The sequence below is a fragment of the Streptomyces sp. NPDC006259 genome, assembly GCF_042870975.1.
Classification (GTDB): Bacteria; Actinomycetota; Actinomycetes; order Streptomycetales; family Streptomycetaceae; genus Streptomyces.
Window position 1 is genome coordinate 623936 of sequence record NZ_JBIAHY010000001.1, and the last position, 13905, is coordinate 637840.

The following is a 13905-nucleotide window of genomic DNA, read 5'->3' on the forward strand; positions in this document are numbered from 1 at the left end:
CAAGGACGGCCCCTGCGGCGGGGTTCGGTTCGAAGCGCAGGTCGAGGAGTGAGGCGGCACGGACCGGACGCCCGGCGGTGGCGGGCGCGTCGGGCGCGGGCGGCGGAGTGGCCGCGCGGTGCGCGGCCGGGGCCTCCAGCCAGAGCCGGCGGCGGACGAAGACCGGCCGGGGCAGCGGGTGGCGGGTCGGCGGGTGCGCGGCGGCCGTCCGCGCGTCGGGCTCGCTGACGATCAGGTGGGCGTTGGTGCCGCCGAGCCCGAAGGCGCTGACGGCGGCGACCCTGGGACGGCCGGGGTCGGGCCAGTCCCGCAGGGCGGTGTTGGGATAGAACGGGGAGTCGGCGAAGTCGAAGCGCGGGTTGGGGTTCGCGCAGTGCAGGGTCGGCACGAGTCGACGGTTCCTCAGTGCCAGTACCGCCTTGACCAGCCCGGCCGCGCCGGCCGCGCTGAGCAGGTGGCCGATGTTGGATTTGACGCTGCCGATCGCGCAGAAGCCTCGCGCGTCGGTGGTCTCCCGGTAGACGTCGGTGAGCGCCCGCAGCTCGATCGGGTCGCCGATCATCGTGCCCGTACCGTGCGCCTCGACCATGCCGACCCGTTCCGCGGACATTCCCGCGGTGGCCAGCGCGCGGCGGATCGCCTTGGCCTGGGCGACCGGGTTGGGGGTGGTCAGGCCCATGGTGCGGCCGTCGTTGTTGACGGCCACCGCGTCGACCACCGCGAGCACCCGGTCACCGTCCTCGATCGCCCGGGCGAGCGGCTTGAGCAGCACCAGGCCGCAGCCCTCGCCGGGCACGAAGCCGTCGGCGTCCCGGTCGAAGGTGGCGCACCGTCCGGTCGGCGAGAGCGCCCGCACGGCGCTGAACTCCAGGTAGGGGCGCTCGTCCAGCAGGATGTCCACGCCACCGGCGACCGCCAGTTCGGACTCGCCCTCCAGCAGGCTGCGGCAGGCGAGCTGGACCGCGGCGAGGGCGGAGGAGCAGGCGCTGTCGACGACCAGGTTCGGGCCGTGCAGGTCGAAGTGGTGGGCGACCCGGGCGGCGACGAAGTTCTGGTCGCCGCCGAGCGCGGCCGCGCCGGGGCGCAGGCCGATCCGCCGACCGTAGTCGCCGAGCCGGGCGCCGACGAACACCCCGACCTCGCGGCCGCCCAGCTCCTCGGTCCGGTATCCGGCGTCGGCGAGGCAGTTGACGGTCCCTTCGAGGACCAGCCGGACCGCCGGGTCGAGGCAGCGGGCCTCTTCCTCGGTCATCCCGAACCACTCCGGGTCGAAGTCCTCGATGCCGTCGACGAAGCCGCCCCACCGGCTGATGCTGCTGCCGATCCGGTGTTCCGGCCGGTACAGCGCCCGATGGTCCCAGCGGCTCGGCGGGATCTCGGTGATGCAGTCCTGGCCGGCGGCCAGGGCGGCCCAGAAGGCGTCGGGGTCGGGGGCGCCGGGGAACCTGCAGTCCAGGCCGATGATCGCGATCCTGCGGTCGACAGGTTCCTGCGATACGACCGGAAGCGTGACCGGGACCGGGGCCGGGACCGGGGCCGGAACCGGGACGGGCTGGGCGGCCGCCGTCGCGGGAGCGGCGGGCGCGGGTCCGCGAGCCGGCGGGGTGTCGACGGCCGTGCGGTCCGGTCCGGCCTTCCTGAGGTGTGCGGCGAGCCGTTCGAGGGTGTGGTGCTCCAGCAGCACGGCCGGCTCCAGGCTGCTGCCGGTCCGCTGCTCGATCAGTTCGACGAGTTCGCCGAGCATCACCGACTCCACGCCCAGGTCGGCGAACGGCGCGGTGGGGTCGAGGTCGGGCAGCGGGATCCCCAGCGCCTCGGAGAACAGGGTGAGCAGCCAGTCCGGCGGCGTGTCGGAGGGCGTCGGGGCAACCGTGGCCGACGGCGCGTCGACGGGCGCTGCCGCCGCGCGGTTCGCGTGCAGCAGGGTCGCCGGGTCGAAGCGTCCGGGCAGCGGGACGACGGGCAGCAGCTGGGCGGGCAGCGTGCCGGTGAGGACGGCTTCGAGTACCCGCAGCCCCTCCTCGACGGTGATCGCGTCCAGCCCGGCGGGCGCGCAGCCGTCCGGCCGGCCGGCGCCCATGCCGGTGCCGAGCCAGGTCGGCCAGTGCACGCCGTGGAAGCGGGTGCGGCCGGTGCGGGTCCGGTCGGCGAGGTACTCCAGGTGCGCGTTGGCGGCGGCGTAGTCGGTGACGCCCGCGCCGAGACGGGGAACCAGGGTGCTGGCGGAGGACATCAGGACGAAGAACTCGGGCTGGTCGGCGGCGCACAGCCGTACCAGCAGTTCGACGCCCGCCGTCTTCGGCTCGAACACCTCGGCGATGTCCGCGACCGCCTTGTGCACGAAGGAGGGCCGTCCCCGGCTGGGCAGTCCGGCGCAGTGCACCACGCCCTCGATCGGGCCGAGCGAGCTGCGGACCTGGGCGAGGAACGCGGCGAGCCCGGCCTCGGTGGCGGGGGCCTCGCCGTGCAGCATCACCTGGGCGCCGGCCCGTTCCAGCGCCCGCACGTTGCGCACCGCGACCGCCTCCCGGTCCGTCAGCTCGGGTGCCGCCCAGCGGTGGCGCGGCGGCAGCGGGTGGGCGGCGGTCAGGGCGAGGCGGCGAGCGCCCCGTTCCACGAGGCGGCGGGCGACCTCGGCGCCGATGCCCCGGGTGCCGCCGGTGACCAGGTAGACCTTGGCCGGGTCGGCCGGGAACTCGGCGTGGGCCGGAACCCGCACCGGTTCCAGCACGGGCGCCAGCCGCTCGCCGCCGCGGTGCCTGACCTCGGCGGTGGGCTCGTGGCCCGCCCATTCGGCGAGCAACTGGCGGGCCAGTTCGGCGGGTCCGGCGTCGCTCTCGACGACGGTGGCGCGGATGCGGTACTCCGCGCCGAGCAGCCGCACCACGCCCGCCAGGCGGCGGCCGTCCGCGTCGCGGCGGTCGCGCACCGCGTGCACGATCCGCAACGCGATGCCGGGACGGCGGACCAGCAGACGTTGCAGGGCGCCGAGTCGGGCCGTCCAGGGGCCGGGGTCGAGGACCGGGCGGTCGAGTTCGCTCAGGTCGAGCCAGCCGGTGAGGTCGGGGTACCGGTCGGCGAGGCCGTCCAGCAGGGCGATCGCGTCCCGCTCGCCGGTGAACCCGGCGTCGCCGTCGGCGGGTCCGCCCTCGCGGACCAGGATCACCCGGTCGCGCCCGAAGGCCTCGGCCACCTGCCGGGCGGCCTCCCGGGAGCGGTCGGTGTACAGGCAGACGATCCGTCCGCTCACCGGCTCGGGCCGGGGCCGCGCGGCGCTCCGCCAGCTCTTGGTGAAGATCAGGGGCTGTCGCCCGTCGGGCTCCTGCACGGGTGGCGCCTCCGCGATCACCGCGGGCTCGGGCCAGTAGCGTCCGCGGGCGAACGGATAGGTCGGGGCGGCGGCCCAGCGGGGCCGGTCGCCGGTGTGCAGGCGGGACCAGTCGACCCGGCCTCCGGACGTCCAGTGCCGGGCGAGCGAGAGCAGGTCACGGTAGGAGCCGTCGGCGGGGTACGGTCCGGCGGGGGCGTCGGCCCCCGGCGTGCGGCCGCGGACCACCTCGCCGCTGTCGCCGTCGAGGAAGCGCAGCAGTTTTCCGCGCAGCTCGGCCGGGTCGGCGGCAATGACGGCGAGGCGTTCGCGCAGCGGTTCGCGACCGGACTGCGTGGTGTGCGCGAGGTCGGCGAACGGCGGCAGCTCCGGACGGGTCAGGAACTCGGTCCAGCGGACCGCGAGTTCGGTGAGCCGCTGCTCGTCCCGGGCAGACAGCGCGAACAGCTGCGGGCCGGCCGGGCGAACCACCTCGGCGGGCGGATCCGGCAGGTATTCCTCGACCACCAGGTGGGCGTTGGCCCCGCCCGCGCCGAACGCGCTCAGTCCGGCCCGGCGCGGCGCCGGGCCGCCGTCGGCGGTGCGGCGTACGGGCCACGGCGCGGCCTCGTGCTGGACGGTGAAGGGGCTGCGCGCCCAGTCGATGTCGGGGTTGAGCTGCTCGGCGTGCAGCGAGGGCGCGAGTCTGCGGTGCCGCAGTTGCAGCAGCACCTTGGTGAGTCCGGCCAGCCCGGCGGCGGCCTCCAGGTGACCGATGTTGGACTTCACCGAGCCGATCCGGCACGTCCCCGCCTCGACCCCGGCGAACGCCCGGGCCAGGCCGTTGATCTCCACGGGGTCACCGAGCGCGGTGCCGGTGCCGTGCGCCTCCAGGTAGCCGATGCTGCTCGCCTCGACGCCCGCGTCGCGCAGCGCGGCGGAGACCAACTCGCCCTGGGCGACCGGGTTCGGCACCATGTAACCGCTGGTGCGGCCGCCGTGGTTGACGGCGGTGCCGCGGATCACGCCGTGGATCCGGTCGCCGTCGGCGAGCGCCCGGGCCAGCGGTTTCAGCAGTACCACGCCGACGCCCTCGCCGGGCGTGAAGCCGTCGCCACCGGCGCCGAAGCTGCGGCAGCGGTGGTCGCTGGACGCCATGCGCAGCCGGTGCTGCTGGCGGAACTTGTGCGGGTGCGCGGACAGGTTGACGCCTCCGACCAGCGCGGCCTCGCACTCGCCGTGGCGAAGCGCGCGGACGGCGAGGTGTACGGCCGTCAGGGAGGCCGAGCACATGGTGTCGACGGTCAGGCTGGGGCCGTTCAAATCCAGGAAGTACGAGACCCGGTTGGCGATCCCCGCGAGCGCGGATCCGGTGTCGGCGGCCGGGCCGACGAGTGACTGCTCGACGCCGAGGAAGGGGTACTCGTTGTACATCGCGCCCGCGAACACGCCGACCCGTCCGCCGTGCTGCTCGCGCAGCCGGGCCCGGGTGTAGCAGGCGTCCTCCAGCGCCTCCCAGGCGACCTCGAGGAAGAGTCGTTCCTGCGGGTCCATCAGGACCGCGTCGCGCGGGGAGATGGCGAAGAACAGCGGGTCGAACCGGTCGATGCCGTCCAGGAACGCGCCCCACATCAGGTCCACGGGCCAGCCCGGCCGGTGCCGGTCGGAGGGCAGCGGCCCGATCGCGTCGTAGCCCTGCTCCAGCAGCTGCCAGAACCGGTGCGGGTCCGCCGCCTTCGGGTAGCGGCCGGCGAGGCCGACGACGGCGATCGCCGTGTCCTCGGGCCGGTTCCCGGCAGGTTCGCGCCGGCCGGCTGAGGCCTCGGTCCCGGCGGGCCGCCAGGGGCCGTCGGCGCGGACGGCGAGTGCGGCGGCGATGCCGGCCAGGTCCTGGTGCTCGAAGAACAGGGTGCGGGAGACGGGTTCGGCGAAGTCCTCGGCGAGGCGGGCGTTCAGCAGCCCGACCACGTACGAGGTGAGGCCGTAGTGCTCCAACCGCACCCGCGGGTCGAGCCGTTCGACGGGGATGCCGGATGCCTCGGCGTAGGCGGCGAGCACGTACTGCTCGACGGCGTCGGGCACCTCGGCACCGGGGGCGAGCGCAGCCACGGGCGCCGGGGCTTCCATGGTCGCGGGGCGCGCGGGCTCGGTCAGGCGGTACTCCTCCCCCGCGAACACCGTGCCCGGCAGCGGCACGCGGCGGCGGCCGGGCGACCACAGGGTGTGCCAGGCGACGGGTGCTCCCCGCAGCCACCCCGCGGCCGCGGCGTCGGCGTGCGCCGGGACCAGCTCGGCCACCGGAGGGCCGGGCCTCACCACCGCGTCCGCCAGCGACGGGGCGCTCCGCCCGGCGGCGAACTCCCGCAGTGCGAGGCGCACTTCGTCGAGGTCGGAGGTCACCACGGCGAGGCGGTGCGGCATGGGGACGCGGCCGTCCTGCAAGGTGAACGCCAGGTCGGCGAGAGCCGGCGGCGCGCCGTTCTCCAGGTGCGCGGCGAGCCTTTCGGCGGCGAGCCGCAGGCCGTCGGCGGAGCCGGCGGACAGCACCACCGCCTGCCGGCCGGGGGCGTGCCCGTGGGCAGGGGCGGCGGCCGCGGGCCCTCCGTCGGCGGCGGACGGTGCTGCGGCCCGCAGCACCGCGTGGGCGTAGGCGCCGGAGGCCCCGACCGCGTTGACCACGGCGCGGCGGGGGGTCGCGGCCGACGGCCAGTCGACGAGCTGCTCGGGGACCCGCAGCGGCAGGTCGTCCCAGTCGACGAGGTCGCTGCGCCGCTCCGCGGTGAGCGTGGGGGCGATCCGGCCGTGCTCGAACTGGAGGAGCACTTTGAGCAGTTGGGACAGCCCCGAGGCGGACTCCAGGTGGCCGATGTTCGGCTTCACCGTCCCGGCCAGCACCGGACTGCCCGCGAACACCGTGGCGAGTGCCTCGAGTTCGGCGGCATCGGCCATCCCCGCTCCGGCCACCGCGAGTTCCACGTAGTCGACCTGGGCGGGCGTGATCCCGGCCCGGTCGAGGACCGCGCCGACCGAGCCGGCCAGCGCCTGCGGGTTGGGCAAGCCGAAACGTCCGCCGCCGCCGGCATGTCCGATCCAGGTGGCCTCCAGCACGCCCCGGACACGGTCGCCGTCCCGGTCGGCGGCCGCCGCCGGGCGCAGCAGGACGGCGGCCACGCCTTCGCCGGGGCACCAGCCGGAGCTGTCGGCGGCGAAGGCCCGGACCGGTCCGCCCTCGGCGAGCAGTCCCGCCTCGGCGAGCAGGGCGAGGTGGTACGGGTGGGCGACCAGGTTGACGGCGCCGACCACGGCGGCGTCGCACTCGCCGCGCCGCAGGGCCTCGGCGGCGAGATGGAGGGCCGTCAGGGAGGAGGAGCAGGCGGTGTCGACGGCGACGCTCGGGCCGTCGAAGCCGAAGTGGTGCGAGATCCGGCCGGGTATGTCGCCGGCCAGGGCGGCGACCCGGGCGGCGGCGTCGGCGTCCCAGGTCTCCTTGCCGCTGTGCTGGTGGTCGTGCCACATGGCCGCGGTGAACACGCCGACCCGGGGCGCGGTGGCGCGCAGCGATGCAGCGGTGTGACCGGCGTCCTCCAGGCAGGTCCAGACGGTCTGCAGCAGCAGCCGCAGCTGCGGGTCGAGCGTGGCGGCCTCGACCGGGGCGACCTGGAAGCGCAGGCTGTCGAACCTGTCGATGTCGGTGAGGAAGCCGCCGTGCAGTCCGGCGGGCAGCCGGCCGTCCTCGGCGACGCCCCGCCCGGCGGGCAGCGGGCCGACGGCGCACTGACCGGTGCGCAGTTGCCGCCAGTACTCCCCCAGGTCCTCGGCGCCGGGGAAGCGCCCGGCCATGCCGACCACCGCGACCTCGGCGGGTTCCGGCTGCTCGCCGGCCGCGGCCCGCGCGGGCTGCTCGGCGAAGGGTGGCCGCAGTTCGGCGGTGGCGGTCCGCTCGACACCGCCGCCCAGGAAGGAATGCAGGAAGACGTGGCCGTCGTCGAGGGCGAACTGGTCGCGGATGTCGTCGAAGGTCAGTGTGCCGACCGGGCAGAGCCCGATGCCGCAGGCCGCCTGACCGGTCATCAGCAGTTGGCCGATGTACCCGGCCTCCAGCATCAGGAAGCGCTCGGCGACCTCCTGGTAGAGCGGGGCGATGCCGCGCGTCTGGCCGATCAGGAAGATCCCGAACGCGGACCCGTCGAACACCGGCCGGTTGTAGTAGAAGTGCACGGCGCGGTCGATCCGCGGCTCGGCGTTGACCAGTTCCAGCGCGTGCCCGCGCGGGTCGTAGTAGTAGATGCCGCCGGCCAGCCCGTCGACGGCGTCCGGCTTGACGTGCACGTACGCCTGCACCGCATAGGTGTCCCCGGCCGACGGGTACAGGCGGCGGGTGCCGCCCTCCGCCGGGGCCTCGCGCAGCAGGCCGAGCAGCCGGGTGAGCGCCTCGGCCGGCAAGGGGGTGTTCCGGTAGTCGCGGCGGCTGCCGCGCCAGTCGTAGTACGCGGGGTGGACCGTCGTCTCCGGCAGCGCGACGCGGTGTGCGCCGGGCGCGGGGCGGCGCAGGTTCCAGTTGGCGGCCTTGAACGCGTCCCGCTCCTGCGGCGAGAACATGTCGACGGTGCCGGGGCCCGTCCGCGGTTCCGGCACGGCGGGGGCGGCGGCCGGTTCGGGCCGGGCCGGGAGGCCGAGGCGGTCGGCGAGGATCCGGGCGATGCCGGCGGCGGTCGGCTCGGAGATCAGCGCCGAGACCGGCACCCGCTGCCGGTACCGCTGACGCAGCCCGGCCGAGACCTGGACCATGGTGAAGGAGGTCGCGCCCTGGTCCCAGAGGTCCCGCGCCTGGTCGACGGTGTCGACGCCGAGGTGGTGGGCGAACATGGCCGCGACCTCCTCGGCCAGCCCGGCCGCGGCCGGGGAACCCGGCGCGGGTGCGGGCGGTACCTCGGTGGCGGCTTCGGTGACCGGAGTCGGCGGTGCCTCGGGGGCGGCTTCGGTGACCGGAGTCGACGGTGCCTCGGGGTCGACGAGCGGTGCGGTGTCCAGTGGCCAGGGCAGTGCCTCGCGGTCCAGCTTGCCGTTGGCGGTGGCCGGGAAGGACGGCAGCAGCGCCACGAAGTTCGGCACCATGTACGCGGGCAGGGCCTCGGCGGTGTGGGCGCGCAGCTCGGCGGCGGTGACGGCGGGGGCTGCCGGGTCGGTGATGACGTAGGCGACGAGTCTGGCGTCGCCGCCGGGCGGTTCGTTGTCGCGCAGCACGGCGACGGCCTCCTGCACGGCGGGGTGCGCGCGCAGGCGGTGCTCGACCTCGCCGAGTTCGACCCGGTGGCCGCGGATCTTCACCTGGCGGTCGCCGCGCCCGGCGATCCGCAGGTTGCCGTCGGGGAGCCAGAGCGCCCGGTCCCCGGTGCGGTACATCCGCTCGCCGGGGGTGCCGGCGAACGGGTCCGGCAGGAACAGGCGGGCCGTCAGTTCCGGCTGGTTGCAGAAGCCGACTGCCAGGCATTCGCCGCCGGTGTACAGGTCGCCCTCGACCCCGATCGGGCAGGGCTCGAGGTGTTCGTCGAGCACGTAGTGCCGGGTGTTGTCGATCGGCCTGCCGTAGGGGATGCTGCGCCACCCGGGGTCGACCGCGGTCACCCGGTAGATGTTCGACCAGACGGTGGTCTCGGTGGGCCCGCCCATGGCGATGGTCTCGGCGTTCGGGAAGGCCTCGCGGATCGCACCGGGCAGGGACAGCGGGATGAAGTCGCCGGCCAGCGCGACGATCCGCAGGTGGGCGGCGGCGGGGTCGCCGGTGTCGGGGGTGAGCAGCGGGACGAGCTGGTGCAGGGTGGTGGGTGCCGAGTTCCAGAGCGTGATCGGCTCGGAGAGCAGGACGTCGAGCAGGAGTTCCGGGTCGCGCTGCTGGGTCTCGTCGGCGAGGTAGACACCCGCGCCGCCGCCGAGCAGGCCGAGCATGTCGAAGACGGAGAGGTCGAAGCTGAGCGAGGTGACGGCGAGTCCGATGTCGGACGGCCGCAGCTCGAAGGTGCGGTGGCAGAAGTTCAGCAGGTTGCGCACCGAGCGGTGGGCGACCTGGACCCCCTTGGGGGTGCCGGTGGAGCCGGAGGTGAAGATGACGTACGCGGTGTCGTCCCGGGTGCCGCGGGTCTCCGGGTCGTCCTCGCGGGCGGCGGGCCCGGTGATCGCCGGGTCGCTGTCGGTCTCCAGGACGGTGACCCCGGCGGGCAGCGGCACGGCGGAGGTGTCGGAGGTGGTCAGCACGGTGGTGGCCCGGGCGAGTTCGAGCATCGCGGTGACCCGGGCGCCGGGCAGCTCGGGGTCGATCGGCAGGTAGCCGGCGCCGGCCTTGAGGATGCCGTAGAGGGCGGCGACCATCTCGGGTGTGCGCCGGATCCGCACGCCGACGAGCTGCCGGGGGCCGAGCCCCGCGGCGATCAGACGGTGGGCGATCCGGTTCGCGCGGCGGTTGAGTTCCCCGTAGGTCATGGTGCCGCCGCGCCAGCGCAGGGCCACCGCTTCGGGAGCACCGGCGGCCCGACGCTGGAACATCAGGTGCACGGGGCCGTCGTCGGGCACCGGGACGCCGGTCTCGTTCCAGGTGTACAGCACGGTGTGCCGTTCCTCCGCCGTGAGCCCGCCGGTGGGGGGTCCGGCCCAGGTGGCGTCGTCGGCGAGCTGTCTCAGGTCGTTCTCGAAGGCGGCGAACATCCGCTCGGCGAGGCCGGCCGGGAAGTCGGCGTCGACGATGTCCCAGCAGTAGCGCAGTTCGTCGCCCTCGGCGACGGCGACGCTGTCCAGGGCGCAGCCGGGGGTGCTGGTCAGCCATTCGCCCTGGCGGACGCCGTCCGGCAGGGGCCGGCCGGTGAGGTCGACGAGGGCGGTGTAGACGACGGGGTAGGCGGCGTCTCCGCCGCGGAGCACCTGGCGGCGCATCTCGCCGAGGCCGCCGGAGCCGCCCTCGGCGAGGTCGGCGTCGAGGACGCGGCGGTAGCGGACCGCGGTGGCGATGAGCGGCAGCTCGGCGGGCGCGGCGGTGACCCAGGTCATGAAGGAGTGCTCGCCGGGGCGGGCGGCCTCGGCGCTCTCCGGCCACAGCACCACGGGCAGTGCGTAGGGCTGTTCGGTGCGGCTGGAGACGGCCCGGGTGAGCGCGGCGAGCAGCAGGTCGTCGGGGTGCAGGCCGTGCTCGGCGGCCCGGCGGACCAGCCGGCGGTAGCCGTCGATCCGGCCGGCCAGGCGGGTGCGGCCGCGGCCGGCCGGGGCGGGGCCGCCGGGCGGAGCGAGTCGCGGTCCGGCGGGCAGGTCGGCGAGCCGCTCGCGCCAGTAGCGGGCCTGCTCGGCGGCGGGGCTCGCGGGGACCGGGTCGGATCCGGCCGGTACGGGCCGGGCGGCCGGGTCGGCGTACAGCCGCCACAGGTCGCGGAACAGGCGGTGGATGCTCAGGCCGTCGGCGACCAGCAGGTCGAAGGCGCAGTGCACGACGCTGGACCCGCCGTCGTCGCGGGTCACCCGCACGTCGAACAGCGGCCACCTGCCCAGCGGGAACGCCCGGTTGGTCATCTCCTCGCGGATCATCGCGCGCAGCGCGCGGTGCGCGGCCGGGTCGCCGGCCTGGATCACCGGGACCGACCACTGCGCCGGGCCGTTCTGACGGACGCTGACTCCGTCGGCGGCGAAGGCGGTGCGCAGTACCGCGTGGCCGTCGACCAGGCGGCGCAGCGCGTCGGCGAGCGCCTCGAGGTCGAGTGCGTCGACCTCGAAGCTCTGATAGCACTGGCAGCCCTCGGCGGGCCCGTCGCCGGGGACCGTGCGGGCGACCATGTACGCCTCCTGGAGGGCGCGGGGCGGCCGCGGATCCAGGGTGGTTTCGGTACCGGCGGCGGCCAGGGCGTTGCCGAAGGCGGCGAAAGCGGTCTCGACGGCGCCGGGGGCGAACCGGGTGGGGTCGATGTCCCAGCGGTAGCGCAGGGCGCCGTCCTGCTCCCACATCTGGTGGTCGAGGGCGACGTCGGAGGTCTGGCTGACGCCGTACTCGACGGCCGCGCCGAAGCCGCCGGCGACGCCGGGCGGCGGGCCGACGTCGAGCAGGCTGGTGAAGACGACGGCGGGCGCGGGCAGGCCGGTGCGCTGTTCGCGCAGCGCCTCGATACCGGAGACCAGGCCGTGCCGCAGGTGTTCGCCGAGGCGGGCGTGGACCGCGGCCGCCTGCTCGTCGAGGGTCTCGTCGGCCTCGCGTTCCAGGACCAGGACGGCGGTCGAGGTGAACGGCCCGACCAGGTGGGGAGTTTCCGTGGCCAGGTACGGGCGGCTGCTGGTGGTGACCACCAGGGCGGTGCGCTGCTGCGGGTGCCGGCGGTCCAGCGTCTCGGCAAACAGGGCGAGCACCAGGGCGGTCGGCGAGACGCCGAGCCGGACGGCCCGCGCGGTCAGCGCCTGCCACGGGGCGGCGGGCAGTACGGCGTCCAGCGGGCGGCGTTCGCGGCAGCCGCCGGCGGGGGCGGGGACGGAGACCGGGGCGACCAGCCCGGGCCCGGCCGGCAGCTCGGCCAGTTCGGCGGCCCAGTAGTCGCGGTCCGCTCGGTGGGCGTCCGTGCCGCGTGCGGCGAGCAGCGCGGGCACCAGTTCGGCGACGGACGGCCCGGCGGCGGGCAGCGGCTGCTCGGGGCGGTGGTAGCGCTGGTGCCACTGCTGGAGCAGCACCGCGTAGCCGTGACCGTCGGTGATCAGGGTGTCCAGGCTCAGGTGGACGATGTCGGGGCCGGTTCCGGTGCGGGTGACCTCGATGGCGAACAGCGGCCATTCGCCGGGCCGGTAGCAGCGGTGCGAGAGGCGGGCGCGGACGGTGTCGCGGTCCTCCGCGCCGCCGGGCCGGTGCACGGGCAGCTGCCAGTCGTCGGCGGCCGGCCGGATGTGCTGCCGCCCGTCGTCGTCGACGACCGCGCGGAGCATGCCGTGCTGGTCGATCAGGTCCTGCCAGGCCTGCCGCAGCCGGTCGGGGTCGAGGTCGGGGACGGCGAACTCGCGGTACAGGTGGCAGCCGACCGTCTCACCGCCCAGGTCGCTGCACTTGGCGACCAGGTAGGACTGCTGCAGGTCGGTGACCGGGAACGGCTGCCGCTCGTCGGCGCGGACCTCGGCGGCCGGTTGCGGGGCGGTCATCCCGGCGGTCTCCGCCGCCACCCTCGCGAGGAGTTCGTCGAGGGTGGCAGCGGCGAGCCAGGCCGGTGGCAGGTCGAGGCCGAACTCGCGCCGTACGCCCGCCCACAGTCGGGTCAGCGCCAGCGAGGTGAGGCCCCAGTCGGCCAGTCCGCCCGGCGGCAGTGGTTCCGCTCCGTCCGGGCGCACCTCGGCCAGTATCCGGTGCAGGATCCGGACAGCCGTCGTCCCTGTCTCGTTGCTCGTTTCCACGTGAGTCCCGTCTCAGCGCGGGGCGGCCCGGCCGCCGGAGTGCTCGCGCAGAAAGCCCAGCGCGAGTTCGCCCAGTCGGCCGCCCAACTTGAAGAGTGAGATGTGATCGCCGGTGGGCTCGACGCTGAGCGTCGCGTTGGGCAGCCGCCGGGCCACCTCGGCCGATCCGAGCGGATTCGCCGTGCTGTCGTCCTCGCTGGTGACGACCAGCGTGGGGTGGTCGACGCCGACCAGCAGCGGGTTGACGTCGATATCGGTGATCGCGCCGTTCAACCGGCAGTAGCGGTAGAAGAGTTCGGCGGTGGCGAACGGGTAGAGCACCAGGTGGGCCAGGTCCGGCGGGGTGCCGCCGAGCATGGTGCCGAGGAACACCGCGTGCACGGCGGCGGCGGTCTCGCGGTCCTCCGCGGCCATGGCCATCAGCGCCTGGATGTTCCGGTGATGGTCCAACTTCGGTGAGTCCGGGCCCAGTTCGTAGGCCCCGTGCCAGAGGCTGAGCGAGTGGATCCGCTCCGGGGCGCGGCGGGCCGCGGCGAGCGCGATCACGCTGCCGCCACAGAACCCCAGCAGGTGGGCGGAGCGGATGCCGAGGTGGTCCATGACCGCGAAGACGTCCTCGGCCTGCGCCTCCGTGTCCCAGGCGAGTGCGTCGAAGTCGGGTTCGTCGGCGAAGAGGCCGCGGGTCTCCCAGGTGACGACCCGGTATTCGTCGCCGAGCAACTCCAGCCAGCTGCGGCACAGTTCGGCCGGCATTCCGCAGGCGGAGGCGATCAGGACCGCGGGCGCGGCCGGGTCGCCGGCCGTGTACACGGGTATCCGGGCGCCGTCGGGGGCGACGGCGTCGGCGGCGGCGCGGAACCTGTCGAAGGAGGCGGCGGCCACCCGGTCGGCGATCCCGGTGATCTCGGCCGGGTCCTTCGGGAGGTCGTCCAGCTCGGGCCGGCCGAGGGCCGGCCCGAGCCGTTCGCCGATGATCTGTTCGAAGACGCCGTTCGCACCGTCCGGGGTGGCCGGCCCGAGGGCCAGCGGGACGCCGAGCCGCTCGGCCAGTGCGGCCAGCAGCCGGGCGCGCGGGCCGGCCGGAGCGGCCACCCGGGCGGGTGGGTCGAGGCACAGGGCCAGCGCCCGCAGGCCGTGCACCGCCTCGGCGAGTGCGGCCACGGCGGCCCGGGCCTGGTGCTCGGTCATCGGCTCGCACG

At 75.3% G+C, this 13905-nt stretch carries 2 protein-coding genes (1 of these 2 running past the window's edge); both read right to left on the bottom strand.

From position 1 onward, the window contains the following. A protein-coding gene (locus ACFYO5_RS02645) for an amino acid adenylation domain-containing protein (RefSeq protein WP_388703348.1) crosses the window boundary here: on the bottom strand, positions 1 to 12706 show its 5' portion. It extends 26 nt beyond the left edge of the window; only the first 12706 of its 12732 coding nucleotides appear in the window; the start codon lies at positions 12704 to 12706; the stop codon falls past the left edge of the window. Positions 12707 to 12718: 12 nt separating this feature from the next. Further along, complete coding sequence (locus tag ACFYO5_RS02650) at positions 12719 to 13894, bottom strand: alpha/beta fold hydrolase (protein WP_388703351.1); 1176 nt, start codon at positions 13892 to 13894, stop codon at positions 12719 to 12721. Positions 13895 to 13905 lie beyond the last annotated feature (11 nt).

Bases quoted from the DNA above. Each gene is read 5' to 3' on its own strand.
- ACFYO5_RS02650 (WP_388703351.1), bottom strand. From the start codon at position 13,894: ATGACCGAGCACCAGGCCCGGGCCGCCGTGGCCGCACTCGCCGAGGCG.